A 25305-nucleotide genomic window follows, 5' to 3' on the forward strand; every position below is an offset into this window, starting at 1 on the left:
GCCGTAGTAGAACGCCTCGCCGAGGCCGGTGCCGTTGTTGTCGGCAAGGCCCAGACCTATGAGTTCGCGATGGGACCGGGGACCGTCTATCCCTTTGGGCGCACGCGCAACCCTTGGGATCTGGATCGGGTAACCGTCGGCTCCAGTTCCGGCAGCGCCGCCAGCGTGTCCGCGTTGATGAACTACGCCTCCATCGGCACCGACACCGGCGGCTCCATCCGAGGCCCGGCCTCCGGCTGTGGCATCGTCGGCTTCAAACCCACCTACGGCCGCGTCAGCCGTTTCGGTGTTCTTCCTCTGAGCTGGACCCTCGATCATGTCGGCCCCCTGACCCGCGATGTCCTCGACGCAGCACTGGTGACCAGCGCCATCGAAGGACCCGACACTCGCGACCGCGGCACCGCCGCAATGGCACCCCTCGACATCCCCGCCATCGCCACAGCGGATCTCACCGGCCGGCGCATCGGCATCCCGGACACCTTCTTCTTCGACGGCGTCGACCCCGAGTTCCAAAGCGCCTTCACCGCCGCCGTCGAACAGCTCAACGCCGCGGGCGCGGTCCTCGTCCCCGTCACGATGCCGTCACTGGACGGGCCGCTCGCGGCACATTCCGCGATCGTCCTCGGCGAGTCGTACTCGGTCCACGAGGAACATGTCCGAACCCACCAGGACACCATCGGACCCTCCGTACGCGACCGCATGGCACTGGCCAGCTCCGTCACCGCCCGCGACTACCTACGCGCCCAACGCCTACGCACCGTCTTCGCCCAACAGTTCCACCACGCCCTCACCCACGTCGACGCCATCGCCACCCTCACCTCCCCGACCGTCCCGCACCGCTTCGACCAGCTCGCGCCGCAGGCCCACGGGCCGCATCACAAACTCGCGGCGCACAACCGGTTCACCAGGCTGCCGAACCTGCTCGGAGCACCCGCCATCTCGCTGCCCTGCGGCTTCACCAGCGCGGGACTGCCCATCGGCCTCCAACTCATCGGACGACCCCACCAGGACCAGACCGTCCTCGAAACCGCCAACGCCTACCAGCACGTCACCGACTGGCACCTGAAGTCGCCCGCGGGGGTGTTGCCCTAGGCGCCGACGCCTCACGGCCGGGACCCGCCTGGTCCGGGCGCACCTCGCGGCTCCGAACCCTCCCGCCGGGCTTGGGTATCGTCCAGAGGTCAGGAGTGGGAAGAACAGGGGGCTCACATGACGCCGGTGTCAGGGGTGATCGAGCGCGGTCGGCTCGTCGACCGTCTGCTGTCGCCGGACGCCCGACCGCTGACGATCATCCACGCGGGCCCCGGCTACGGGAAGACGACCCTGCTGGCCCAGTACGCGGCGGCCCGCGCCGGGAGCGCGGCGGTGCTGCGGCTGCCCACCGCGGGCGCCGATTCCCGCTCGCTGCTGACCCGGCTCGACCACCTGCTCGCCAGGCACCGGGAAGGGCGAGCCCCGGACAGGCCCGCGGCGATCGTCATCGACGACTTCGACCGCGTCGACGACGCGGGAACCGCCGTGGCCCTGCTCAACTGGCTCGAATTCCAGTCCGGGGTGACCGTCGCCCTCGCCACGAGCCGCCAGCCCAACGCCCCCATCGGCCGGCTCAGAGCCAACCGGGCCATCGACCTGATCACCTCCGCCGACCTCGCCTTCACCCCGGCCGAAGTCCGGCAGTTCCTGCGGCAGCAGGGATACGACGTGCGCAACGAGGTCGTGAGCGAGGTGACGCGACGCTCCCAGGGCTGGCCGGCCGGCCTGGTCCTCGCCACCAGCCCCCGGGACCTGCCGCCCCACGAACTGGTGACCCGCCTGTCGGGCAGCCACTGGGACTTCATCGAGTACTTCACCGACGCCCTCGCCCACCACGGCCCGATCGACATCGACCGGCTCAGCCGCCTCGCGGTGCTGGAGACGCTCTCGGCGGAGACCTGCCGCGCGATCGACGGACCGAGCAGCGCGTGGAACACGATCTCACAGATGGCGCGAGACGATTTCTTCACCCGGCCCGTCCCCCGGCGCGGGCACCGGGTGCGCTTCCACCCGATGTTCCGGGAGTTCCTCCTGCACCGGCTGCACAGCGAGAGCTCCGCCGAAGAGGTGGCCCAGGTCCAGGGGCGGGCGGCCGAGGCCCTCGTCTCCTGCGGTGAACCCAGCCAGGCCGTCGGGCACTTCCTCAAGGCCGGACGGCCCGGCGAGGCGGCCCGGTTGCTGAGCTCGATCGGGTTCGGCGCCATCGACCAGGTCGAGACGGCCGACCTGGAGAGCTGGACCCTCGCCCTGTCCGGCAGCCAGGTCTACGAGTACCCCTGGCTGTCCGCCCTGGAGGGACGCCTGCGCCGCCTGCGCCTCGACTTCGACGGCGCGCTGGTGGCCCTGAGCCAGGCCCGGTTCCGCTTCGAATCGGTCGGTGACGTCGACGGGGTCGCCTGGACGACGAGCGAGATCCACCAGGTCGGCTACGCCGACTTCTCCTACGCCGAGTCGATTCGGGCGACCGAGAAGGCCATGCGGGACGACAGCTACTCGGCCGCCGCCCGTACCAGCCTCGCCGCCCACCTGTGCTGGATGCGCTGCGAGGCCGGGCCCGCCGACGCCGCGATCGCCGCCGGGGAGCAGGCGCTGGCCGCGGTCCACCACATCGAGGGCGCCGACCCGCGCCGCGGCCTGCACGCCCGCGCCAAACGGAACCTCGCCCTGGCCCGGCTGCTGCGCGGCCACCCGCAGAGCGCCGCCCGGCTGCTCGACGAGAGCGAGATCGCGACGCTCGGCGAGGACAACGGGTGGGCCGCGATCATCCAGGGGATGGCCCTGCACCTCACCGGCAACGACTACGGCGCATGGACCGCCTTCGACGCGGTGCTCAAGGCCGGAGCCCACCGCAACTCCATCCAGTGCCAGTGGGCCCATCAGTGGCGCGGCAACCTGCTGCGCTCGCAGGGCGACGTCAAAGGCGCGATCGAGGCGTACGGCAAAGCCGGCCGGATCGCCACCGTCGACCACATCGTCATGCTGCTGCGCTCCGATCACGGCGCCCAGACGCTCGACGAGACGGCGCCGGAGCAACTGGAGGCGAGCGACCTGGTCGTCGACCGCGGCGGAGCCGAACTGGTCCGGGGACTGCTCCTGCTCGACAGCGAGCCCGAAGCCGCCCTGCGGGCGCTGCGCCGGGCTGAGAACATCTTCGACGACGCCGGCTTCACCCACCACGCCCGCTCCGTGACCGCCTACCGGGCCATGGCGCTGGAGCGCTCCGGGGCGCACGAGGAGGCCGAGCGCCTGCGGTCGCAGGTGACCGGATGGCTCATCCACTCCGGGATGACGCGCCTCTACTGGCAGGGCATCGGGACCGCCGACCCGCTGGCACGCGACCCGTGGTCGAAGGCTCCACGGACCGGCGCGGAGACCGGGCCCGTGGACGGCGACCCACTGCTGACCTGCTCCAACCCGGAGATCCGCGAACGCGTCGAGAAGGCCCTGGCCGCGGGGACGCCGATCCGCTCGGTCGAGGTGCTGCTCAACGGCTACGGCCTCACCTGGCGCGAGATCGACGTCTTCTTCGCGTACTTCCTGCGGGTCGTCACCGAGATGCCCGAGGGGTCGACCTTCCGCGACCGGTGCGCGCGCCACCTCGTCATCTCCGAACACACCCTCAAGACGCACATCTCGCGCATCCGCAGGAAGCTCGGCATCGAGGACGAGGTCTCACCCCAGACCTTGCGCGCCTGGCTGACCGGCGGCTGAGGTCCGGCTTCGCTTGGGCGGTCGGAGCACATTGGGCGTGCGGCGGGATTGTGAGACTCTGCTCGAGTGCTGAAAGAAGGGACAGCCGGCTTGAGCGCGAAGCCGAAGCTCGCCCCCACACCTTTTGCCGGTCCGCGATCCCGGAACAGGACGTCGGCGTCATGAAGCTGCTCGCCATCAGTGATCTGCACGTCGCACACCCGGACAACCGGAAGATCGTCGACGGCCTCCGGCCCGGGTCCGACGAGGACTGGCTGGTGGTGGCCGGTGACGTCGGGGAGCTGATCGCCGACATCGAATGGGCGCTGCGCACGCTCGCGAGCCGCTTCGCCAAGGTCATATGGACGCCGGGCAACCACGAGCTGTGGACGCACCCGCGTGACCCGATCCAGCTTCGCGGCGAGTACCGCTACCTCCACCTCGTGGAGCTGTGCCGGACGATAGGCGTGCTGACCCCTGAGGACCCGTACCCACTGTGGGAGGGCGTGGGTGGTCCGGCGGCGGTCGTGCCGCTGTTCCTCCTCTACGACTACAGCTTCCGGGCCCCCGGACTGAGCCAGGAGGACGCGCTGGAACAGGCCTACGAGGCCGGGATCGTGTGCACCGACGAGATGCTGTTGCATCCCGACCCCTACCCCAGCAGGCAGGCTTGGTGCGAAGCCCGCCTGCGGTCAACCGAGCAGCGGCTTCTGGAGGTGCCGGACGGGCTGCCCACCGTGCTGGTGAACCACTTCCGCTGATCTCGGAACCCACCCGAATTCTCCGCTACCCGGAATTCGCGCAGTGGTGTGGCACACAGCGCACCGCCGACTGGCATCGCCGCTTCCGGGCCGGCGCGGTTGTGTACGGCCACCTGCACATCCCCCGGACGACCTGGCACGACGGCGTGCCCTTCCAGGAGGTATCGATCGGATACCCCAGGGAGTGGCGGCAGCGCTCCCAGCCGACACTAGGCCCGAGAGAGGTCCAATGGCGGTGATCCCTCCCTCCCCCTTCGCAGCACATAGGCGCGACCATGCGTAGCCCGGCGCGGACGAGCGGCTGGCTGGTACGGCGCGACAAGGCGAAGGACGAAAGTCCCGCCCCTCACCGACCACTGCCCCTACCAGGGGAAATCGCCGGCAGGCATCCTGAACTCCCACGAGGTGAGGCGGGCATGATGTGCAATTACTGCGGCTGCCGGGAGTTTCCCCTGATCGGGCGGCTGACGGAGGAGCACGGGGAGATCGGGGAGACCGCCATGGCGCTGCGCCGGGCGATCGACGGAGGCGAGTACGGTGAGGCCGCGACGCTCCTCGACGAACTGCTCGCCCAGCTGCTGCCGCACACCGCCACCGAGGAGAGCGGGCTCTTCGCCGAACTGCGCGCCGAAGGGTCGCTGGCCGAAGAAGTGGACCGGCTCTGCGCCGAACATGACGACATCCACGGGGTACTCGGCGCGATCGACCGGGAGAACCCGGACTGGTCGGCCGTACTGGACGCGCTGGGCAGGCTGCGGCATCACATCGACCACGAGGAGCACGGCCTGTTCCCCGCGTCGGTCATCATGCTGCCGATAGACGCCTGGGACCGCATCACCCCCGAGCAGTCCGCAGCCAGCAGGTGAGCTTCCCTGGTGGAGGCCGCACCGGCAGGTCGCGCCGACGGGGGTTCCAGCAGGGTGCCGAGCCCCGAGGGTCAGTTCGGGGAGATGTAGAGGGACTTCCAGGCGGGGTTGCCCGCGATGCACTGGATCGACGGCTTGGACGCCCGGCCCTCGGCGCACACCTTCAGCTCGACCTGGTAGACCCGGTGGTATGTGAAGGAGAACGTCTTCGGCGTGCGGTAGGTGCAGGTGCGTACGTGACGCGGCTTCCAGGTCACCCGGTTGCCGGCGGCGTTGACCGTGGCGATGTTGAACACCGCCCACCCGCAGGATGAGGACCGGGACAGGTCGGATACCTTGCCGGACACGGTCAGCGTGGCGGCGGAGGGGATCACCTCGTGGTTCTCGCCGCTCGGGGTGATCTTGCCGGACGCCTTGGCGCGCTTGCCGCCGGGCGAGTAGTACGGGCCCCAGGTCACCGGCGCACCAGCGGTTCGCACCTGCGCTCCCTCAGCGGCCGGGGTTGTGGCGCTCGCCGGTGTACCGGCCGACAGGATCATCGCCGCCGAGGCCATGGCGACTAACGCGGCTGCGGACTTCATCTGGCTCTCCTTGCTTAGGTCACGGCGGGGAGGTGGCTGCGCACCTGCCGGAGCAACCAGGCGGTCGGGCAGGCCCGCGATGCGCCGGATCCGATCCGGTGCGGTACGTCAGGAGATCATGAGGTGGCGCCCGGGGGCAGGTGGCGGGGCAGCAGAACGAAGGCTCCGGCTCCAGCGTGCCATGTCTGGTCGCCGCAGTACAGATGAACCGTCCCCGGCAGCACATAGAACGCCTCGTCGTCGTGCTGGTGCACGTGCCAGGGTTCAGTCTTCGCCGTGATAGGCGCGCAGTTCGCGGCGCGCCTCGTGACGGCTGCGGCGGCGCTCTTCGCGCCGGAAGTGGTAGCCGGTGCACTCCCGACACCCATCGCTGCTGCCGCAACCGAACAGGTAGTAGGCGGTGGCACCCCAGTAGCAGCCGCTCGTGCGGCAGCTCAGGGACGCGCTGTCGGCGGTGATCTCGTCCGGCAGCGTACAAAGCCCGAACCGATGATCATGTACGGGCAGGCAGGTCACCATCGGCGCGTCGGCCATCCGCACCCACCAGGGGCGGGTCTTGTCGGTCTTGCTCATACGGTCACCTTTCGGCTCCGTGACGCCCCGGGCTGGGGCTGTCATGAGACCGGATGCACCGTGATCACCTCCGACTTCGCGCACGATAGACCAGGGCCGAAAGCGACATTGCCGCTCAAGGAATCCGACATTACCGCGAGCCGCGGAAACGCGGAGAGTGGCGAGACCGCGTTGTCAGCGCCACTCGCGATAGATGTGCTCCGCCACATCCTCAGCCGTGCCCCCATTGTTGAGCAGGGCCCGGGCAGCCTGGGCCTGTCTCGTCGTGGGCAGGTGCCCGGCGAGAAGCAGCGGGAGGGAGAGCCGCCGCATCAGTACCTCCTGCCACGAAACTCCGTACGGCCTGCGCACCACGGACACGTTGACCCGCAGTGCGTGCTCGTTGCCGGGCGGGACGCCGGGCCGGTCGACCTCGATGGCGACGTACCGGAACCCGTTGGCCAGGTCGCAGGCGGCACATCTTGCTGGGCCTCGGCTCAGTCTGCCGCCGCACTCGGGACAGGCGAGCCGGTCGTAGGCGGCGTCCACCACCCGCCACGGGTGCCTGTTGGGCTCGTCGACCACCATCTCCGCGACGTCGCGCTCGTCCAGGGCCGTCAGCGTGCCGTACTCCCGCGCGATGAACTCCCGCCACCCGAGATCGACGATCTCGTCCACGATCCCGGCGCACCGCCCGCAGTCAGGCGCACCCGCAGGCTCCCAGTGGCCGCACTCCCCACACCGCAGCATCCCCGAACGGTACAGGGCTTGAGATCAAGGCGCTCGTCCTGCGCGGCTTTGTTCACCGCTGTCGTTCAGCTCCCAGCCAGATCCCTGCGGCCAGCGCCGCCGCGATCCCCGTGAGCGCGGTGGTGAGCCCCCACTCCAGGTAGAACCCGCCCAGCAGGGCCACAGCCGTCGCGGAGGCCAGCATCGGTCCCGTCGAGTTCAGCGCCGCCAGCGCGCTCGCCCCCTCGGCCCCCACCACCCTGGTCAGCCTGGCCATCAGCGGCGCGTAGCCGGCCCCGTGCCCGATTCCCGCGAGCACGAGCAACACCCACAACCACCGTTGCCCCAACGGGAGCAGTACGGCGATCCCCGCGACCGATAAGGCAAAGAGCGCGATGCCGGCCGACGGCAACTGCCGCCAGGTCAGCCTGGGCCCGATCAGACTCATCGCCCCGAACGCCACCGTGAACGGCAGGAACGCCAGCCCCGCCTGCAGCGGATCCATCCCCCGCTCCCCCTGAAGGTGCAGGGTCAGCGCGAACAGCAGCGCGGCGTACGATCCCGCCAGCACGAAGCACGCCGCCAGCCCCGCCCACGCCCGCCGTACGGCCCTGAACTCCAGCAGCGGCGCCGAAGCCCGCCGCTCGTGCCCGGCGAACACCGCCAGCAGGGCGAGCCCCGCGCCGAGCACCACCCACGTCCAGGGCCGCCAGCCGTACTCGCGTCCCAGCAGCAGCGGGGCGATCACCCCCAGCATCCCGCCGGTCAGCAGGGCGACGCCCACGGGATCGAGCCTGGCGGCCCGTCGTCTGGTCTCCGGCAGCGCCCGCCATCCGGCCAGCAACGTCCCCACCCCGATGGGCACGTTGATCAGGAACACCGCCCGCCAGCCCACCGCCGACACGACCAGCCCGCCTGCGAGCTGTCCGAGAGTGGCGGCGAGGCCGATCGTCATCGAGTACAGGCCGATCGCCCGCCTGCGGGCCTGCCCGTCGAACTCCAGTTGGATCAGCGCGAACACCTGCGGCATCATCAGCGCCGCCGCCGCGGCCTGCGCCGTACGGATCGCCACCAGCACCCCGGCCGTGGGCGCGACCGCGCACAGCGCCGACATCGTGGTGAACACCGCCAGCCCGATGAGGAACGCCCGCCGCTGCCCGAGTACGTCACCCAGCCGGGCACCGGTGACGATCAGCACGCCGAGCGTGAGCGCGTACCCCGAGGCGATGAGCTGCACGGTCGCGCCGCCCGCGCCGAATCCCTCCCGGATCGCCGGAAGCGCCACGGAGATCAGGCTGCTGTCCATGCTCGTCATCAACTGCCCCGCCAGCAGCACCACCAGCGCACCCCGCCTGGCCGTGGCGGTCATCACGGTCGTCGTCATGGCCGCACGGTCGCACCCCGCCCGTGGCCGGGTCTTGAACGAATATGATGCCCCCTGATGGACAGGGCCGAGATCGCGGCGTGGGCGCCGGACTTCACGATCCGGATCAGCTCCTGTACCGCGATGACCCCCGGCTGGTCACCGCCGCGGCCCATCGAGACGCACGAGGTGGTCCTGGTCAGGCGCGGCCGTTTCCGCGTCAGCAGCGACGGCGAGCGCCTCAGCCCCGACCCCACCCTCGGCTACCTTCTCGTGCCCGGCAGAGAGCACCGGGTCGCCCACCCCGCCGGGGACGACGTCTGCACCGTCATCACAGTCGGCGAGCGCCTCTGGCACGAGATCACCGACGGCGTCCCGCCGCCCGCGGTCGCCGTACCCGTGGACGGCCGTCTCGAACTCACCCACCGCCTCCTGTTCCGCGCCGCCCGCGACCTCCCGTCCATGACCGACCACCTGGTCCGCATCCTCACCCTGATCAGCGCCGCCTCCCCCCGACGCGCCCTCCGCGCGAGACGATCCGCGGCCCTGGCCGACGACGCCAGAACGGCCCTGCTGTCGGCCCACCCCGACGCCACCAGCCTGGTACGGCTCGCCCGCACGCTCGGCGTCTCCCCCGCCCACCTCAGCCGCTCCTTCACCGCCCACTGCGGCATGCCGCTCAGCCGCTTCCGCACCCGTGTCCGGGTCAGCCAGGCACTCGCCCACCTGGAGGCGGGCGCCCGAGACCTCGCGGCACTGGCCACGACCGTGGGGTTCGCCGACCAGGCCCACCTGTCCCGGGCCGTGCGTGCGGAGGTGGGTCTGGCACCGGGACGGGTCCGCGCCTTGTTCGCCCGCGAACCGGCGGGCCTGGATCAACGACACGAAGGATGACGCATCGGCTTGAACGACAAGACCAGCCGACCTTGAACTCAGGCTTCAGCACCGATAGGGGCGAGAATCTCATCGAGGTGCGCGAACGGCGCAAAGTGACCGCCAGGGACGAACCGTGCCGCCCCGTCAGTGAGCCTCTCCGTCAGCCGCCGTGCCAGCGCGACCGGCACCTTCGGATCGTCGACCCCATGCCACCACCGCACGGGTCCACGTACCGTGGCGGGATCGAACCCCCATGGCCGCAGGTAGGTCAGAAGATCGTCGAGCATGCCTCCGCCCCCTTGTCTTCCGCTCTCGCGGGCGTCGGCTGCGAATGCGGCCCGCGCGGGCTCCTCCTGGATCAGCTTGCGGAAGATCCGCAGGTCGGCGTCCGGCATTGCCCGCTCAGCCCCGGCTATGAGGCGTTCGGCTCTGTCGGCACGCGTCATCGCCTTCGCGGACAGATCGCACAGGCGGCGCAACAGCCACGGGGCCACTCTGGCGAGCCGCCAGTACAGGGCGTCGGCGCGGGCGGCAGGGTTCATTCGCTCTCGCGCGCCGAGTGGCGCCATGCCGCTGAGGATGGTGGTGCTGGTGACGAGGTCTGGGCGTGCCGAGGCGAGCGCCAGCGCGGGTCCTGCTCCCATGGAGACGCCGAGTACGGCCAGCCGCTCCAGCCCAAGGTCTTCGGCCAGCGCCACAGCGTCACCGGCCCAGGAGAGGAACCCGGCTCCGGGGTTGGGTGAGGACCTGCCGTACCCCGGCCGGTCCACGGCGATGAACCGCACACCGTGGCGGTCCAGCAGTTCCCGGGAAAAGGCCCAGCCGGCTAGCAGGCGCGAGGAGGAGAAGCCATGCACCAGCAGGCATGGCAGCCCGTCCGGGCCGCCGAAGCCGGTGTAGCTCAGTCGCCGACCGTCAGCCAGTCGCAGGTCACGATGCATGGTGGTCCTCCTGTTGTGGCCAGGCCGCCACGGTGTCGATGGCCCAGTCCGCCCACACGACCATTGCCTCCAGCCGCAGGATCCCCGCCTCGACGCCGAGCAGCGCCGCCCTGTCGGCGGGCTGGGAGGTGTCGAGTTGCTCCTTCATCGCGCGCAGCCCTTTGAGTCGCGCCCGGTGGTACTCCCGTTCTTCGCGCAGGTAGGCCTGCGCCTCCTCGGGGGCGACCACCCAGAGCCCGAAGGCACGCAGCACGGACTCGTTGCGCTGGGAGTGGTCGGCCGAGGAGGTCGTCAGCCACTCTCGCAGCTTGGCCAGACCCTCCTCAGTGATCTCGTACGGGCGCCGCCCGCGGGCCTCCTCACCGTGCTCGCGGATCAGCCCAGCCTCGGCCAGCCGCTTCAGCTCGGGGTAGACCTGGGTGGGCTTGGCGTGCCAGACGAATTTGAGCACGCCCTCGAACTCCTGGCCGATGTCGTACCCGCTGCGCGGCGCACCGGCGATCAACGTCAACAGGGCCATGCGCAATGACATGAACACCCCACTCTCACACTAAATTATTTTAGTATCAGAGCATAGCGTTGATGGGGCTCGCCGGCAGGACATGGCGCCGGATGCGGCTCACCCGGCGGCTTGTAGGTGGAATCGCAGGTCGGAGGCGTCTGGCGTGTCCAGGCTCGGCACCGCGGTCAGACCGGCGGCGGCGGCGAGGTCCTCGAATCCTGACCGGGTGTACCAGTGCAGTACCCAGGGGCGGTCCACGATGGTGCTCTCGCCGTCGCGGTGCCGCTCGTAGCGCAACACCGTCGTCTGCGTCCGCGCGGACTCGCTGCGCTCCTCGGACAGTACCGAGACACGCAACTCGGCGCCGTCGTCCGCCACAGCGGTGCGTACTCGGCCGATCTGTTCGGCAGGCGTGGGCGAGGGGACGAACAGCGGCACCAGGGCGGTGCCGCCCTCGGCGAGGTGGTCGCGGATGCCGTGGAGGGCGGCCAGAGCGGTGGAGTCGTCGGGAAGCAGGTTGAAAGTCGGCCCGGCAAGGAAGATCGCACGGTAGCGGCGTGGCAGATCGAGCGCCTCCATGCGCTGGTGGTGGACGACGACCTCGACGCCCTGCCTCCGCGCCCGGCGACGGCACCGGTCCAGCATGTCCGCCGAGGAGTCGACACCCTCGACATCCAGGCCGCGCCGACGCAGGTCGAGCAACGGATCACCGTCCCCGCACCCCAACTCCAGAGCCGGGAACCCAGCCTCCTGGACAAAGGCCGCGTAGAGCTCTGGATCTTGGGCGACGGACTTCAACGGCCCGTATAACTCAGCGACGATACCTGTGTAGAAATCAGCAGGATTCACGCCTGCACCATACGCATCAGCCACATGCCCAGCGACACCATTTCCGGGCCCCTGGCGAGGACAGTGCCTCAGCCTGGTTGGCTCCGCGCTCCCCGGCGATCTCCCAGAGCCGTTTGGCGCTGTCGCCGAAGAAGGGACCGAAGACTGTTTCCCCGATGTGGCCCCTGCTGGTCACCGTCGTGACGTGGCCCCACATGCGGTCGTTGCGGTAGTCGTACATCCACGGTCCGCCGCTCGCGCCGTGCTGCGCGATCTGCGGGCAGTCGTCCACGCGGGGGTCGAGGCCGAAGGTGACCATGACGGTGTCGCTGCAGTTGTACTGCCAGCCGCCCTCACTCGGCGGGATGGCCGGATAGCCCCAGAGAGAACCGCTGTAGCTGGTGTTGCGGTTGAACGACATGCCGTTGAATCCCGTGACGTCTCCGAGCACGGCGCCGTCGCCGCGCGGCAGGACGCTGGCGAAGGCGTAGTCGTAGCTGTACTTGCCTTCCTGGCTCCAGCCCTTGTAGACGTGCATCCAGGCGACCGTCCACGAGCCGTACCACGGGTCGGGCTGGTTGTTGTAGTACGGCATGTAGATCATCTGCCGGGCCCAGCCGAGGCCGGGACCGTCGTGGACGCAGTGGCCGGCGGTGGCGATGACATTGCGCGCCGGACCCGGCACCGCGCTGGCCGAGCAGCGGAAATCGCGACCTTCCGAGTCGACGCCGAAGATCTTGCCGACCGTCGGGGTGGCGAAGAACGCCAGCGAGCCGATCGAGGAGGACGCCGGCGGCCGGGCGGGCGCGGCACCGGCCACGGTCACCTCTCGGCCGACCGCCTCAACCGCCTGATCGGGCGCGCCCTGGGCCGTACCGTGGAGGATGTCCTTCGGTATGGCTCGCGCCATGCGTTCCGGGGTCCAGTAGGCGCGAATCGATTCCGGTGTGCCGAGTCGCACGCTGTCGACCGTGGTCGGCTCGCCGCTCGCGTTCGCGGGAGCCGGGAGCGCGCTGAGCGTTCCGGCGAGAAGTAACGTGCCCAGGAGCATGCGGAGTTTTCCCATGACACGGTGATAACGATCAGCGCTGTGATCTGGGTTGGAACCGGCTGCAAATCCTGCCGCCGCGCTGGAGTCGCTACGGTGCTGGCGTGGGCAGACCGGCGAAGTTCGACGCGGACCAGATACTCGACGCGGCCGCCGCGGTGGCGGCCGAGGACGGGCAGGGCGCGGTGACGGTCACCGCCGTCGCCGCCCACCTCGGCGCGCCCAGCGGCTCCATCTACCACCGGTACGGCTCGCGCGATCTGCTGCTCGCCCACCTGTGGATCAGAACGGTCCGCCGCTTCCAGGAGGGATTCCTGGAGGCGGTACGGTCGCCCGACCCGGCCGAAGCCGTACGCCGCTCGGCCGCCCATACGGTGCGCTGGTCGACCGAGCATCCCGACGAGGCCAGGCTGCTGCTCCGCCACCACATCGACGACCTGCGCCTGACCTGGCCGCAGGAGCTGGGCGAGGAACTGTCGCGACTCAACACCGCCTCGGTCCAGGCGATGGAGCAACTGGCCACCCGCTGCGGCCACGACGACCTGGAACGCATCGTGTTCGCCCTGGTGGACATCCCCCTCGCGGCGGTGCGACGGCACCTGACGAAGGGAGAGCCCATCCCGCACCGGGCGGTACGGCTGGCGGAGACGGCGGCGCTCGCGATAGTTTTAGAGAGTGATCTCTAAAACCGTCGAGTCCCTCTACGCTGCCTTCGCCGCCGCCGACGCCCCGGCGTTACTGGCCACCCTCCACCCCGAACTCGTCCTCGACGTCAGCCGCGGCATGCCGCTCGGTGTAGGCGGACGGCACCGCGGCACGCACGATGCGCTGCGCGACTGCTGGGCGGTCATCTTCGGCGCCTACCAGACCGCACCCTTTCCCACCGAGTACCTGTGGGCGGCCCCGGACAGGTGTGTGGTGCTCGGCCACTACCGCGGCACGGCCCGGGCCACCGGGCGCGCGTTCGAGGCCGCGTTCGCCCACGACCTCACCCTCCGCGACGGCCTGATCGCGAACTTCACGCAGATCACCGACACCACCCGCTGGGCCGACGCGCTCACCCCCCTGAACGGGCTTCCGCCCAGATCACCGACACCGCCCCAGCCGTAGGCACCCGGCTTTCCTCGGGTGATCCAGGCGGCTCGGCGGCCGCTCGGTGATCGGGTGGGTGGAGCTTGACGGCGAGGGGTGGGGGCTGCGCTTGGCCACGGTCACCGGCTGAGCGGCTCGGCCGGCGATCCGCACAGTTCCTGCACCGAATGTGGTGATCTTTCTGCACGGGCCATGCGTAGGCTTCAGGGCATGGCTGCGACAACAGACGCCGGCGGGGGACGGGCTGGAGGTCTGCGGTCGGCTGGGCTCTGGCTGCCGGTCTTGGCGGGGGTAACGTGCCTGGTTGTGGCCGTGAGCCTGCACCTCGGGTGGGTCTACACCGAACTTTGGATTCTGGCGCCCGTTGCCGAGCTGGCCATGTGGATAGTGGCTCTCGCCGTCTACTCGGTGGCGTTGATCAGCCTTGCGCGGGGACGCAGATGGAAGATCCTGCTCCTCGCGCTGATCCTGGTAATCGCGGGACCGGCCGTAAGGCTCTCGCCCGACCTCCGGATCTGGGCCCGCTTCCATTTGGAACGGCCCGCTTTCGACGCCGTGGTCACGCTCGTCGAGCAGGGGCGGTTCGCCCAGTCGGAACGCGACGGCTACTACGGGCCCAAGCTGCCGCAGCACCTGTGTTTCGTATCGGCCAACTGTCGGGTGAAGATCTGGGACTCGGTCGGCGATCGCCCAGTGCTGTTCCTTCCGGATCGGATCGGCATTCCCGACGACGCCGTAGGCTACGCCCACTTCCCGGGTGACCCCCCGCCTGGCCCCTACGACGGGTTCGGCATGGCGATCTACCCGGTCACCCACCTTGGAGACGGCTGGTGGTGGCTAGAACATCGCTAGCCGTTACCTGAAGTGTGATCGGATGAGACGCGAGAGATCAACCTGTGATGCACAGTCGGCAACCCCGCCGGACGTTATGGTGCGTTCAGTGCCGCGTCGATGGTCGTGCCGTTGCGGTCCAGCCAGGCCTCGCGCCGCTTGATCTGGTCGCCGATGCCCTCATCCCACATTCTCGCCCAGCCGCCGCCCCGCTCCTCGGCGATCCGCTTCATCGAGAACCACGACCGCCGCGCCCTCAGCACGGCTGCCTCGACGAGCCGGGAGCGGTCAACGGCCGACATCCCGTAGGCGTCGGCGAGGATCCGGCAGCGGCGCGGCACGTTCACCTCCCGCAGCAGCGGGTCGGCGTCGACGGGGTCGCCCAGCGGCGCCCAGTACAGCATCGCGTTCAACACCTCGTCCACCCTGGCGACCGGCTGGGCGATGTCGAAATCGATCAGCGCGACCGCCTGGCCGTCCCGGAACACGATGTTGTCCGGCGTGTAATCCATGTGCCCGACCACCTCGGCCGGGTAGGAAGGGGCGGGTGGCATGCCCGGCGGCTCCGAGAAGCCGGAGGCGGGCCGTACCCCTTCGGGCATCGCGAAACCCGCGGCGGCGTCGTCGTAGTCGCGGACGAGGCGGCCGACGGAGGCCAGCCGCTGCTCGTCGGCGATCCAGGCGGGCCTCGGTCGTCCGGCGACCTCGCCGTGGACGAAGGTCAGCACCTCCCGCCCGGCCGCGTCGATGCCGAGGAACCGCGGAGCGCCCCCGAACCCGATCTCCTCCAGGTGGCGCAGCAGCGCGTGGACGAGCGGCGCGTTGGGGCCGACCGAACGGCGCACGGTGTCGCCGACACGCACGACCCCCGCGGTGACGTCGCCGCCGACGAGTGGGATCTCGGGAAGGGGCTCGGGGGATTCGACGAAAGAGGTCATCTTCCCTGAGGGTAGAGGACCAACCGCTCGGTCAGGACTCGCCCAGCAGGCCCCACAGTTCGGTGTTGTAGGTCGGGAAGGACAGGCTGTTCTCGCGGATGTTGCCGAGCTTCGCGTCGTAGGCGAGGAAGGACCTGTTCTGGTAGAGCGGCAGGACCGAGTAGTCCGACGCCACCAGCTTCTCGGCCTCCTGCAGCTTCTTCGTCGCCGCCTCGGCGCTGGTGGCCGACAGGGCCTCGTCGAGCAGCGTGTCGACCTTGGGGTTGCGGTAGTTGTTGAGGTTGAACCGGCAGAAGGCCACGCCCTCGGGGCAGCTCAGGTAGTACGGGATGTTGCTGGTCGCCGTGAACGGCGACTGCGACACCGTGCCGACCGTCATCGCCCAGTTCCCTTCCTCTACGGCCTCGGCCGTGTTGGCCACCGTGGCGATCTGCACGTCGACACCCATTGGCGCGAGCGCCGCCTTGACCAGCTGGGCCTCGCTGGCGCGCAGCTTGTCGCCCGCCTGCACCGCGAAGCGCAGCGCGGGAACGGCCTTGCCGTCCGGCGCGACGAGCTTCGAGCCGACACCGGTGTACTTGGCGTCCTCCAGGGTCTTCTTCGCCTTCCCCGGGTCGCCGATGCCGTACTCGTACTCGCTCACCGCGTCGGTGTAACCGGGCGCGCCGCTGAGGAACATGTGGTTCCGCAGGGGTTTCGCGGTGTCGTCGAACTGCCCGATCGTCTTGTCGATCAGCTCCTGGACGTTCACCGCCTGGAAGATCGCCTTGCGCAGGGCAGTGTCCTTCAGGGCCGGGGCGTTGTGGTTCAGCCAGATCTGGTGGACCGACGCGCCCGGAGTGACCTGGAAGCGGACCCCGGGCAGTTCGTCGACCTGCTGGACGATGTCGACCTGCGGGTTCGGGTAGATCACGTCGACCTCGTCGTTGGCGAGCGAGGTCGGCTGCTGGGAGACGTCCGTGATGAGCCGGAATACGAGCTTGTCCAGGTTCGGCTGCTTGCCGAACCACTTCTCGTTGCGGACCATCACCACCGAACCGTCGGCGGTGAACTCCTCGATCTTGAACGGGCCCGCCGAGAACTTCGGGACCGTGGTGGAGAAGCCCTCGTTGAAGCTCTTCTCCAGACCCGCGGCGGTGTCGGTCGGCCCGTAGGTCTTCGCGACATGGGCCGGCAGGAACGGCGTGAACAACGCCTTCCAGTCCACGTACGGCTTGTCGAACACGACGGTGACGGTCCGGCCCTCGTCCGAACCCGTGACGGACTTGATCCGGTCGTAGCCGGCGGTGTTGCCGGCCTGGCACCTCGGGCACTGTCGGGGGTCGAGGGCCCGCCAGGTGTAGGCGAAGTCGTCCGCCGAGATCGGCTGTCCGTCGGACCAGACCGCCTTCGGGTCGATCGTGTACTTGATCGTCTGCGGGGAGTCGCCGACCTTCTCCGCGCTCGTCACGAACGTCTCGTTGCGAACCACCGACCCGTCGGGCTGGATCAGGAACGCGCCCGGCAGCAGCACGCTGGAGATGTCGATCACCGAGTACGTCGCGCCGCTGGTGCTCAGCACGTTCCAGTTCGCGATCGGGTAGGTGATCGTGTAGGTCACCGTCCCGCCCTTGCCGACCTTCGCGGTGTTCACCGTGTTCACGTCACCCGTGACGCGGCCGTCGCCGGACGACGTCGTACCGCCGCCGCCGCCGCCGGCTCCGCCTCCGCCTCCGCCCGCGCAGGCGGCGAGCAGCAGCGCCAGGGCGCTTGTCGTCAGAGCAAGTGAGGATGTGGTGCGGAAGGCCATGGTCGGCTCCAGAGGTGAGAAGGATCAGGGGCGCTCGTCGCGCAGCAGCGCGACGGCCTCGGAGGCCGCCCAGCCGATCAGCGCGTCGAGGTGCGGGGCGTTGGGTGTGGGGTCGTCGGCTCGGGTGAAGACCCCCACGGCGTACCTGCCGCCGTCGGGGAACTCGACCACGCCGACCTCGTTGCGGACCAGCGGCAAGGTGCCGGTCTTGCCGCTGACCACGATGTCGTCCCCGGGGAATCCGCTGGTCAGACGGTGCGGCCAGATCTGGGCGCCCATCCAGCCGCGGACCAGGGCGCAGGCCTCCGGTGCAGCCGCCTCGTCCCGCCAGATCGCGGCCAGCAACCGGGTGATCTCCTCGGGCGTCGTCCGGCAGGTCTCCGCCGGAACCAGCGCCCGCAACGCCCGGAGGCGCTCCGGCGGCACTTCGGACAGCTCGCGCTCGTCATCGCTGTAGGCGGTGCCGAGGTCCTCCTCCACGGTGGCCAGGATCTCCGCGCAGTTCTGCGGTACGGCCGTCCCGGTGAGACCGAACTCGGCGAGCAGCTCCGCCACCCGGTCCTTGCCCACCCGGTCGAGGACGAGGTCGGTGGCCACGTTGTCGCTGATCACCATCATCAGCTGGGCGAGATCGCGGTACGACACGACGACGCGGTCCCGGTGCGCGGCCAGACCGTACGGCGACGGCACTCTGCCCTCGTCCGGCACGGTGATCCGCTCGGTGAGGTCGACCTCGCCGGCCGCCGACTGGCGGGCCAGTTCGAGGGCCACCGGCACCTTGAAGACCGAGGCGGTGACCACCGGGGTGTTCTCGCCGACGCCGACCGTCTTCCCGCTGGCCAGGTCCCGGGCGTGCAGCCAGATGTCGGCGCCGAGCTCGCGCGCGTGGTCGCGGATCTGCTCGGGTGTCGCCGCCCTGGCGGTGTCCGGCGGCCTCAGGCGGGTCTCCGCCGACCGCAGGTGGTCGACGGCCAGCCTGCCGAGCGTGCCGACGCAGGCGTCGACGGCGGGCAGGCGGTACCGGTGGTCCTCGGTCCGCACGAAGACCGCGACGGCGTACCGCCGGCCGTCGAACTCGACGACGCCGGACTCGTTGCGCCAGAAGCGGAGGGTGCCGGTTTTGGCGCTCACCTGCGTGCCGGGTTCGGTGAACCCGGCACGCAACCGGTGCGGCCAGGCCTGCAGGCTGAGGATGCGGCGCATCTCGGCGCACTGCTCCGGGCTCGCCGCCTCGTCGTTCCAGATGGCGGCGAGCAGCCGGGTGGTCTCGCGGGGCGTGCCGGACTGCAGCGTGCGCTCCGGATCCACCGCCCGGGCGGCGCGCCACGCCTCGGGGTCGTTCCCGTCCCCGGGCACGTCCTCGTCGATCATCCGGTAGAGGTCGTCGCAGGTGCCGTCGACCCGGGTCCTGGTCAGGCCCAGCTCGCGCAGGGTGGCGTTGATCGACTCGGTGCCGAGCAGGTTGACGAGGATGTCGGTGGCGGCGTTGTCGCTGACACTCATCATCCAGTAGGCCAGGTCACGCAGCGAAAGCTCGATCGGGTCGGCCATCACGGACAGTCCGGTGGGGCCCGCCGACCGCCCCTCGGCGGGGACGTCGATCCGCGCGGCCGGGTCGAGGCGCCCGTCGCCGAAGCGGCGGAACAGCTCGACCAGCACCGGGATCTTGAAGACGCTGGCGAGGACCACGAGCCCGTCCTCGCCGTACCCGGCCTCCTTGCCGCTGTCGAGGTCGACGGCGTGCACCCAGGCTCGCCCGCCGATCGCGGCGAGGGCCCGCTCCACTTGCTGCTTCATGCGAGTCTCCTGTCGTCTCAGCGTCCGCGCCGCAGCGCTCGGCCGGACAGCAGCCCGGTGGGCACGCCGTCGGCGAGCGCCGTCTTCCCGTTGACCACCACGTGCCGCATGCCGCGGGCGTACTGGTGCGGGTTCTCGTACGTGGCGAGGTCGCCGACCGTGGCGGGGTCGAACACGACGATGTCGGCGAAGTTGCCGGGGGCGAGCACGCCGCGATCCCGCAGGCCGAGGTTGCCCGCGGGCAGGCTGGTCATCCGGCGCACGGCCTCGCCGAGAGTGAGCAGCGGCTGCTCGCGGACGTACCTGCCGAGGATGCGGGCGAACGATCCGTAGGCCCGCGGATGGATGGGGGCGTCGGTGTCCGGCGGTTCGGCGGCGTAGGTCGGAGAGTCGGAGCAGACGGAGACCCACGGGTTGCGCAGCGCGGTCCGCAGCACCTCCTCGTCCATCATGAAGTACATGGCGTGCAGCGCCGGCTCCTGCTCGACCAGCTTGAGCAGCATCTCCACCGGGTCGGTGCCGTGTTCCTCCGCCGCCTGCCGGAGGCTGAGGCCGCGGTACCGTGCCGCCGGCCCCTTCGGGTCGGGGAGCAGCATCACGCCGTCCGCGCCGCCCGAGGCGAGGTAGAGGTTCTCCCAGCGCTCCGACGGACTCTCGACGCCCTCGCGGATGCGGGCTCGCTGGGCCGGGTCGGCCAGTCTGGCCGCGAGCGCCTCGTAGCCGCCGTCGTGGAAGTCCGGCGGGATCGCGGAGGCGAGCTGGGTCTGCCCGGCGAGATAGGGGTAGACGTCGGCGGTCACCGGCTGGCCCGCGGCTCGGGCGGCCTCGACGCGCTCGACGGCCCGCGTCATCTTCGGCCAGTTGTGCCGTCCGGCGGCCTTGAGGTGGTAGATCTCCGCGTGCAGCCCGGCCCGGCGGCCGATCTCGATCAGTTCGTCGACGGCGTCGAGGAAGTGGTCGCCCTCGCTGCGCATGTGCGAGATGTACATGCCGTCGTGCCGGGCGACGACCTCGCACAGCGCGACCAGCTCGTCGGTCGAGGCGAAGCACCCCGGCGGGTAGATGAGCGCCGACCCCAGCCCGAGGGCGCCGTCGGCCATCTCCTCGTCGAGGATGCCGCGGACGTGGTCGAGCTCGGCCGCGGTCATCGGCCGGTCGTCCGAGCCCGCCCCGATCATGCGCAGGTTGTGCGCGCCGACGAAACTCACGACATTCTGGGCGACGCCCTTGCTCTCCAGGTGGGCGAGGAACTCCGACAGCCGGTCCCACACCAGCGGCGGGTCGCCGGGCTCGAAGCCATGCTCGAGCTGCGCCTTGACCTCAGGGGTGAAGGGGCCGATCGAGACTCCCTCGCCGAAGACCTGGGTGGTGACGCCCTGGTAGAGGTCGGACAGGCCGCGGCCGTCCCTCTCCAGAGAGAAGTACGCGTGGCTCAGCACGTTCACGAAGCCGGGCGCGACCGCCAGGCCGGTGGCGTCGAGCACGGGGGCGTCGTGGCCGCCCGCGTCGGGGCCGACGGCGACGATCCGGTCGCCGTCGACAAGGACGTCGGCAATGCGGCCGGGGCCACCGCTGCCGTCATGGACTGTGCCACCGCGAATAACCAGTGTCGTCGACATGCGGGCATCCTGCGCTGCCCAGCCCTCCGAGAGTTCATCCGATCCGACGAACTCGGCGGCGATGTTACTCCGATTCGACGAAGTGCCCGCCGGGGTCGAGCGGATGCACTGGGTTACCAGTCCGGCACGGCGACGCGGAGGTCGACCATGAAGATCATACGCACCAGGCAAACGCCGCTCCCACTCGGGTGCGGCGCGCCGGGGGTCGTCGACGCGGCCAGAGAGAGCCGGTGACCTGATCGTGCTCGCCTATTCGTTCCGCCGCCTCCTGGTCTCCATACCGGTGATCGTGGCGTCGACCTTCGTCGTCTTCCTGCTCGTGACGCTGTCCGGCGATCCGCTCGCCAACCTCAAGGGCCGGAACCCGCCCCCGTCGCCGCAGGTGATCGCGGTCGAGGAGCAGCGGCTACACCTGGACGAACCGATGTTGCAGCGCTACATAACCTGGATCAGCGGTGTGGTCCGCGGGGACTTCGGCCCTTCGGTGCGGACCAACCTGGACATCGGCCACGAGATCGTCACCAGGTTCGGCGTCACCGTCCGGCTGATCGCCGTGGCCGTCCTGCTGGCCCTCGTGCTGGCCGTGGTGGTGGGCGTGCTCAGCGCGGTGAAGCAGTACTCGAGCACCGACTACGGGTTCACGTTCGCCGCGTTCCTGTTCCTGTCGATGCCGTCGTTCTGGTTCGCCGTACTGCTCAAGCAGGGCGGGATCTCGCTCAACAACCTGGTCGGAGACCGGGTGGTGTACACGATCGGGGAGAGATCGGTCGTCGTCGACGGCGGCGCCTGGGCCCAGCTGGCCGATACGGCGGGCCACATGGTGCTGCCGACGATCTCGCTGGCGCTGATCTCGTTCGGCGCCTGGAGCCGGTTCCAGCGCGCCTCGATGCTCGACGTGCTGAACAGCGACTACGTCCTGTTCGCCCGCGCCAAGGGCCTCTCCCGGCGACGGGTCGTCGTACGGCACGCGCTGCGCACGGCGCTCATCCCCATGACCACGATCACCGCGCTCGACTTCGCGTCGCTGGTCTCCGGCGCCGTGATCATCGAGACGGTCTTCCAGTGGCGGGGACTCGGCGACTTCCTCGTCACCTCGGTCAACCAGCGCGACGCCTACGCGGTGCTCGCCTGGCTGCTGGTGGTCGCGGTGGCGGTCATCGTGTTCAACCTGATCGCCGACCTGCTGTACGCCCTTCTCGACCCGAGGATCCGCTATGAGTGACGACACCGAGGTGGCGATCCGCCGTACCTCGAACCGGCCGGCCGCCGTGGTGGTGCGGCAGCGCAGCCAGGCCGAGCTGGTGCTGCGCCGTTTCCTCCGGCACAAGGCGGCGGTGATCAGCCTGGTGCTGTTCGTGGGCGTCATCCTGCTGGCCTTCGTCGGCGGCGCGCTCTGGCGCTACGACTACGCCGACATCACCTCGGCGCCGTCGGTCCCGCCCTCGTTCGAGCATCCCTTCGGCACCGACAACCTCGGCCACGACACGTTCGCCCAGGTGCTCCGCGGCACCCAGCGGTCGATCGAGATCGCCCTGCTCATCGCGTTCCTGGCCGGGCTGGTGGGCACCTTGTGGGGCGCGTTCTCCGGCTACTACCGCGGCATCACCGACAGCGTGATGATGCGGTTCGTCGACCTGGTCCTCACCCTGCCGTTGCTGGCGGTCGCCGCCGTGCTGACCCGCGCGACCTCGGGCTCGTGGTGGTTCGTCGCGCTCGTCATCGCCGCCCTCCAGTGGGCGTACGTGGCCCGCGTGGTGCGTGGCGTCGTGCTGTCGCTGCGGGAGAAGGAGTACATCGAGGCGAGCCGCGCGCTCGGCGCCACCGACCGCTGGATCATCTTCCGGCACGTGATCCCCAACGCGCTCGGGCCGATCATCGTCAACGTCACGATCCTGGTGGCCGCCGCCATCCTGGTCGAGACGGCCCTGTCGTTCCTCGGCCTGGGTGTCCAGCCGCCGGACACCTCGCTCGGCCTGCTGGTCAGCGAGGCCGGCACCGCGGTCAGCACCCGGCCCTGGCTGTTCTACTTCCCCGGCGTGTTCATCGTGGTGATCGCCCTGACCATCAACTTCATCGGCGACGGGCTGCGCGACGCCTTCGACCCGACCCAGCGGAAGGTACGCGCATGACCGGACGCGAGACCGTGCTAGAGGTCGAGGACCTCACCGTGTCGTTCCCGACCGAGGACGGCCTGGTCCGGGCGGTCCGCGGCGTCAGCTATGACCTGCGGCAGGGCGAGGTGCTCGGCATCGTCGGCGAGTCCGGCTCGGGCAAGTCGGTCACTTCGATGGCGGTGATGGGCCTGCTGCCGGGCTCGGCGAAGGTCGGCGGGTCGGTCCGGTTCCGTGGCCGGGAGCTGATCGGGGCGCCGGACAAGGAGATGCGGAGCATCCGCGGCGGCCGGATCGCGATGGTCTTCCAGGACCCGATGACCTCGCTCAACCCGGTCTACCCGGTGGGTGACCAGATCGCCGAGGCGGTCAGGGCGCACAACGACGTCAGCGCCGCGGCAGCCCGCGAACGCGCCGTCGAGCTGCTGGCGATGATGCAGATCCCGCGGCCCAGGGAGCGTGCCCGCGACTACCCGCACGAGTTCTCCGGCGGCATGCGCCAGCGGGTCGTCATCGCCACCGCGATGGCCAACGACCCCGACGTCATCATCGCCGACGAGCCGACCACCGCGCTCGACGTCACCGTCCAGGCGCAGGTGCTGCGGGCGCTGGAGACCGCGCGGGCCGCGACCGACGCCGCCATGGTGCTGATCACCCACGATCTCGGCGTCGTCGCCGGGACGGCCGACCGGGTGCTCGTCATGTACGCCGGCCGGCCGGTGGAACTCGGGAGCGTCGACGACATCTACTACGAACCGCGGATGCCGTACACGCTCGGTCTGATCGGTAGCCTTCCGCGGCTCGACAACGCGCGCCGGGGTGACCGGCTGATCCCGATCACCGGCTCGCCGCCGTCGCTGCTCGAACTGCCGCCGGGATGCCCGTTCGCGCCGCGCTGCCCGATGCGGCAGGAGAACTGCGAGACGGCCGAGCCCGAGCTGCTCGCCGCTTCCACCGCGGATCACCTGGCCGCCTGCCACTTCTCCGCCGACCTGGAAGGCCGGCGGCCCGAGGACGTCTTCGCCCAGACCTCGGTCGACAACGCTGGAGGTGCACGATGAGCCGGCAGCCGCTGCTGTCCGTGCAGGACATGGTCAAGCACTATCCGGTACGCGGCAAGGGGCTGTTCCGGCGGACGACCGGCGACGTGCACGCCGTCTGCGGGGTGTCGTTCGAGCTGCACCGGGGCGAGACCCTCGGCCTGGTCGGCGAGTCGGGCTGCGGCAAGTCGACCACCGGACGGGCGGTCCTCCACCTGCAGCCGCCGACCTCCGGGCGGGTGCTGTTCGACGGCCAGGACCTCGCCGCCACCGGGTCCGCGGAGTTGCGCCGGCTGCGGCAGCGCATGCAGATCGTGTTCCAGGACCCGTACGCCTCCCTCGACCCGCGGATGACCGTCAGCAACGCGATCGCCGAACCGCTGCGCATCCACGGCACGTACGGCCAGGACGGGCCGGACCGGGTGCGGGAGCTGCTCGGCACCGTCGGCCTCAATCCCGAACACGGCAACCGGTACCCGCACGAGTTCTCCGGCGGCCAGCGGCAGCGCGTCGGCATCGCCCGGGCGCTGGCGATGCGGCCCGACCTGCTGGTGCTCGACGAACCGGTGTCGGCGCTCGACGTGTCGATCCAGGCGGGCGTGGTGAACCTGCTGGAGGACCTCCAGGAGGAGCTGGGGCTCGCCTACCTGTTCGTCGCCCACGACCTGTCCGTGGTCCGGCACATCGCGCACCGGGTCGCGGTGATGTACCTCGGCCGGATCGTCGAGGTCGGCGACCGGGACGAGCTGTTCGACCGGCCCGCCCACCCGTACACCCAGGCGCTGATCTCGGCCATCCCGCTGCCCGACCCGCGGCTGGAACGGGTCAGGGCTCGCGAGCGGATCGTCATCGGCGGGGACGTGCCGAACCCGGTCAGTCCGCCGAGCGGCTGCCGGTTCCGCACTCGCTGCCCGAAGTTCGCGCAGCTCACCGAGGCCGAGCGGACGGTGTGCGTCGAGCAGGCGCCCGACCTGGTCGACCGCGGCCACGGCCACCCGGCCGCCTGCCATTACGCGGAGGTCGTCGCCGTCGTCTGAACCGTGCGCCTCCGACTCGTCATTCACAGAGAAAGGGCCTGGCGCGCACCATCACGCCCGGCGCCCGCAGATTGTTGGAGGGCACGTGAATTCCGGCAAGCCCTGGCGGTTCCTGCTTGCGGCCACCGTGGCCGCAGGCGGACTGGCCGCCCTCTCCCCCACCATGGCGCTCGCCGCCGACACCACCTTCCACGTCGCCGTCGACGGCGACGCCGCGGCCGCGGGCAGCGCCGCGGCGCCGTTCAGGACGATCGAGCGGGCCAGCGCGCCGTCCGGCAGGC

The 25305-nt window shown here is 70.2% G+C and carries 22 protein-coding genes and 2 pseudogenes; 11 read left to right on the forward strand and 13 right to left on the reverse strand.

Annotated features, from left to right (window positions below):
• The 4 genes and pseudogenes from ABZ911_RS38300 to ABZ911_RS38315 form a co-directional block, all read left to right on the forward strand.
• A partial coding sequence (locus ABZ911_RS38300) for an amidase (protein ID WP_358067882.1) occupies window positions 1–1092 on the forward strand: 1092 nt, incomplete at its 5' end.
• Window positions 1093–1209: 117 nt separating this feature from the next.
• Window positions 1210–3744 (forward strand): hypothetical protein, encoded by a 2535-nt coding sequence (locus ABZ911_RS38305; RefSeq protein ID WP_358067885.1) that lies wholly within the window; start codon window positions 1210–1212, stop codon window positions 3742–3744.
• A 161-nt stretch (window positions 3745–3905) separates the two neighbouring features.
• Window positions 3906–4723: pseudogene (locus tag ABZ911_RS38310) on the forward strand (metallophosphoesterase).
• 177 nt (window positions 4724–4900) lie between these two features.
• Window positions 4901–5350, forward strand: coding sequence for a hemerythrin domain-containing protein (locus ABZ911_RS38315; RefSeq protein WP_358067888.1), 450 nt, complete (start codon window positions 4901–4903; stop codon window positions 5348–5350).
• 71 nt (window positions 5351–5421) lie between these two features.
• On the opposite strand, the gene ABZ911_RS38320 is transcribed toward ABZ911_RS38315, so the two are convergent.
• From ABZ911_RS38320 to ABZ911_RS38340, 5 genes are all read right to left on the reverse strand, one after another.
• Window positions 5422–5931 carry a hypothetical protein gene (locus ABZ911_RS38320; RefSeq protein WP_358067891.1) on the reverse strand — a complete coding sequence of 170 codons (510 nt, stop codon included), beginning with the start codon at window positions 5929–5931 and terminating at the stop codon, window positions 5422–5424.
• 116 nt (window positions 5932–6047) lie between these two features.
• On the reverse strand, window positions 6048–6299 hold the full coding sequence (locus ABZ911_RS38325) for a cupin domain-containing protein (protein ID WP_358067894.1): 252 nt from the start codon (window positions 6297–6299) through the stop codon (window positions 6048–6050).
• Window positions 6196–6504 (reverse strand): hypothetical protein, encoded by a 309-nt coding sequence (locus ABZ911_RS38330; RefSeq protein ID WP_358068001.1) that lies wholly within the window; start codon window positions 6502–6504, stop codon window positions 6196–6198. The genes ABZ911_RS38325 and ABZ911_RS38330 overlap by 104 nt, the downstream gene beginning before the upstream one ends.
• A gap of 174 nt (window positions 6505–6678) precedes the next feature.
• The gene (locus ABZ911_RS38335) at window positions 6679–7161 is read right to left on the reverse strand and encodes a hypothetical protein (protein WP_358067897.1); all 483 of its coding nucleotides are present in this window, start codon (window positions 7159–7161) and stop codon (window positions 6679–6681) included.
• Between the two features lie 124 nt (window positions 7162–7285).
• A complete protein-coding gene (locus ABZ911_RS38340) occupies window positions 7286–8596 on the reverse strand; it encodes an MFS transporter (protein WP_358067900.1) in 1311 nt (436 codons plus the stop codon).
• Window positions 8597–8653: 57 nt separating this feature from the next.
• On the opposite strand from ABZ911_RS38340, the gene ABZ911_RS38345 reads away from it, so the two are divergent.
• On the forward strand, window positions 8654–9469 hold the full coding sequence (locus tag ABZ911_RS38345; protein ID WP_358067902.1) for a helix-turn-helix transcriptional regulator: 816 nt from the start codon (window positions 8654–8656) through the stop codon (window positions 9467–9469).
• A gap of 38 nt (window positions 9470–9507) precedes the next feature.
• Here the strand turns inward: ABZ911_RS38345 and ABZ911_RS38350 are convergent, their stop codons facing one another.
• The 4 genes from ABZ911_RS38350 to ABZ911_RS38365 form a co-directional block, all read right to left on the reverse strand.
• Entirely contained in the window at window positions 9508–10392 is an 885-nt protein-coding gene (locus tag ABZ911_RS38350; protein WP_358067905.1) for an alpha/beta fold hydrolase, read from the reverse strand.
• Entirely contained in the window at window positions 10382–10924 is a 543-nt protein-coding gene (locus tag ABZ911_RS38355; RefSeq protein ID WP_358067908.1) for a PadR family transcriptional regulator, read from the reverse strand. The genes ABZ911_RS38350 and ABZ911_RS38355 overlap by 11 nt, the downstream gene beginning before the upstream one ends.
• Before the next feature lie 87 nt (window positions 10925–11011).
• Window positions 11012–11767 carry a class I SAM-dependent methyltransferase gene (locus tag ABZ911_RS38360; protein ID WP_358067911.1) on the reverse strand — a complete coding sequence of 252 codons (756 nt, stop codon included), beginning with the start codon at window positions 11765–11767 and terminating at the stop codon, window positions 11012–11014.
• On the reverse strand, window positions 11760–12788 hold the full coding sequence (locus ABZ911_RS38365) for a hypothetical protein (protein WP_358067914.1): 1029 nt from the start codon (window positions 12786–12788) through the stop codon (window positions 11760–11762). The genes ABZ911_RS38360 and ABZ911_RS38365 overlap by 8 nt, the downstream gene beginning before the upstream one ends.
• Window positions 12789–12874: 86 nt before the next feature.
• Between ABZ911_RS38365 and ABZ911_RS38370 the strand changes: the two genes are divergently transcribed.
• The 3 genes from ABZ911_RS38370 to ABZ911_RS38380 all read left to right on the forward strand — a co-directional run bounded on the left by ABZ911_RS38370 (window position 12875) and on the right by ABZ911_RS38380 (window position 14714).
• Window positions 12875–13456 (forward strand): TetR/AcrR family transcriptional regulator, encoded by a 582-nt coding sequence (locus tag ABZ911_RS38370; protein WP_358067917.1) that lies wholly within the window; start codon window positions 12875–12877, stop codon window positions 13454–13456.
• The gene (locus ABZ911_RS38375; protein WP_358067920.1) at window positions 13446–13880 is read left to right on the forward strand and encodes a nuclear transport factor 2 family protein; all 435 of its coding nucleotides are present in this window, start codon (window positions 13446–13448) and stop codon (window positions 13878–13880) included. Before ABZ911_RS38370 ends, ABZ911_RS38375 begins: the two co-directional genes overlap by 11 nt.
• 294 nt (window positions 13881–14174) lie before the next feature.
• Window positions 14175–14714, forward strand: coding sequence for a hypothetical protein (locus tag ABZ911_RS38380; protein ID WP_358067923.1), 540 nt, complete (start codon window positions 14175–14177; stop codon window positions 14712–14714).
• Window positions 14715–14788: 74 nt separating this feature from the next.
• Here the strand turns inward: ABZ911_RS38380 and ABZ911_RS38385 are convergent, their stop codons facing one another.
• From ABZ911_RS38385 to ABZ911_RS38400, 4 genes are read right to left on the reverse strand one after another with little or no spacing between them, the layout of a single operon-like run.
• Window positions 14789–15631 carry an aminoglycoside phosphotransferase family protein gene (locus ABZ911_RS38385; RefSeq protein ID WP_358067926.1) on the reverse strand — a complete coding sequence of 281 codons (843 nt, stop codon included), beginning with the start codon at window positions 15629–15631 and terminating at the stop codon, window positions 14789–14791.
• 31 nt (window positions 15632–15662) lie between these two features.
• Window positions 15663–17420, reverse strand: a complete 1758-nt coding sequence (locus ABZ911_RS38390) for an ABC transporter family substrate-binding protein (protein WP_358067929.1) — start codon at window positions 17418–17420, stop codon at window positions 15663–15665.
• Between the two features lie 24 nt (window positions 17421–17444).
• Window positions 17445–19217 (reverse strand): serine hydrolase, encoded by a 1773-nt coding sequence (locus tag ABZ911_RS38395; RefSeq protein WP_358067932.1) that lies wholly within the window; start codon window positions 19215–19217, stop codon window positions 17445–17447.
• Window positions 19218–19234: 17 nt separating this feature from the next.
• Window positions 19235–20836, reverse strand: coding sequence for a D-aminoacylase (locus ABZ911_RS38400; RefSeq protein WP_358067935.1), 1602 nt, complete (start codon window positions 20834–20836; stop codon window positions 19235–19237).
• A 241-nt stretch (window positions 20837–21077) separates the two neighbouring features.
• Between ABZ911_RS38400 and ABZ911_RS38405 the strand changes: the two genes are divergently transcribed.
• The 3 genes and pseudogenes from ABZ911_RS38405 to ABZ911_RS38415 all read left to right on the forward strand — a co-directional run bounded on the left by ABZ911_RS38405 (window position 21078) and on the right by ABZ911_RS38415 (window position 25024).
• Complete coding sequence (locus ABZ911_RS38405) at window positions 21078–22058, forward strand: ABC transporter permease (protein WP_358067938.1); 981 nt, start codon at window positions 21078–21080, stop codon at window positions 22056–22058.
• On the forward strand, window positions 22051–22965 hold the full coding sequence (locus ABZ911_RS38410) for an ABC transporter permease (protein ID WP_358067941.1): 915 nt from the start codon (window positions 22051–22053) through the stop codon (window positions 22963–22965). The genes ABZ911_RS38405 and ABZ911_RS38410 overlap by 8 nt, the downstream gene beginning before the upstream one ends.
• A pseudogene (locus tag ABZ911_RS38415) lies at window positions 22962–25024 on the forward strand (ABC transporter ATP-binding protein). Before ABZ911_RS38410 ends, ABZ911_RS38415 begins: the two are co-directional and overlap by 4 nt.
• Window positions 25025–25305: the final 281 nt, after the last annotated feature.

It is taken from the genome of Nonomuraea sp. NPDC046570 (assembly GCF_040645915.1).
Taxonomy (GTDB): Bacteria; Actinomycetota; Actinomycetes; order Streptosporangiales; family Streptosporangiaceae; genus Nonomuraea.

Bases quoted from the DNA above. Each gene is read 5' to 3' on its own strand.
- ABZ911_RS38305 (WP_358067885.1), top strand. From the start codon at position 1,210: ATGACGCCGGTGTCAGGGGTGATCGAGCGCGGTCGGCTCGTCGACCGT.
- ABZ911_RS38315 (WP_358067888.1), top strand. From the start codon at position 4,901: ATGATGTGCAATTACTGCGGCTGCCGGGAGTTTCCCCTGATCGGGCGG.
- ABZ911_RS38320 (WP_358067891.1), bottom strand. From the start codon at position 5,931: ATGAAGTCCGCAGCCGCGTTAGTCGCCATGGCCTCGGCGGCGATGATC.
- ABZ911_RS38325 (WP_358067894.1), bottom strand. From the start codon at position 6,299: ATGGGTGTCGGGAGTGCACCGGCTACCACTTCCGGCGCGAAGAGCGCC.
- ABZ911_RS38330 (WP_358068001.1), bottom strand. From the start codon at position 6,504: ATGAGCAAGACCGACAAGACCCGCCCCTGGTGGGTGCGGATGGCCGAC.
- ABZ911_RS38340 (WP_358067900.1), bottom strand. From the start codon at position 8,596: ATGACGACGACCGTGATGACCGCCACGGCCAGGCGGGGTGCGCTGGTG.
- ABZ911_RS38345 (WP_358067902.1), top strand. From the start codon at position 8,654: ATGGACAGGGCCGAGATCGCGGCGTGGGCGCCGGACTTCACGATCCGG.
- ABZ911_RS38350 (WP_358067905.1), bottom strand. From the start codon at position 10,392: ATGCATCGTGACCTGCGACTGGCTGACGGTCGGCGACTGAGCTACACC.
- ABZ911_RS38355 (WP_358067908.1), bottom strand. From the start codon at position 10,924: ATGTCATTGCGCATGGCCCTGTTGACGTTGATCGCCGGTGCGCCGCGC.
- ABZ911_RS38365 (WP_358067914.1), bottom strand. From the start codon at position 12,788: ATGGGAAAACTCCGCATGCTCCTGGGCACGTTACTTCTCGCCGGAACG.
- ABZ911_RS38385 (WP_358067926.1), bottom strand. From the start codon at position 15,631: ATGACCTCTTTCGTCGAATCCCCCGAGCCCCTTCCCGAGATCCCACTC.
- ABZ911_RS38390 (WP_358067929.1), bottom strand. From the start codon at position 17,420: ATGGCCTTCCGCACCACATCCTCACTTGCTCTGACGACAAGCGCCCTG.
- ABZ911_RS38395 (WP_358067932.1), bottom strand. From the start codon at position 19,217: ATGAAGCAGCAAGTGGAGCGGGCCCTCGCCGCGATCGGCGGGCGAGCC.
- ABZ911_RS38400 (WP_358067935.1), bottom strand. From the start codon at position 20,836: ATGTCGACGACACTGGTTATTCGCGGTGGCACAGTCCATGACGGCAGC.
- ABZ911_RS38410 (WP_358067941.1), top strand. From the start codon at position 22,051: ATGAGTGACGACACCGAGGTGGCGATCCGCCGTACCTCGAACCGGCCG.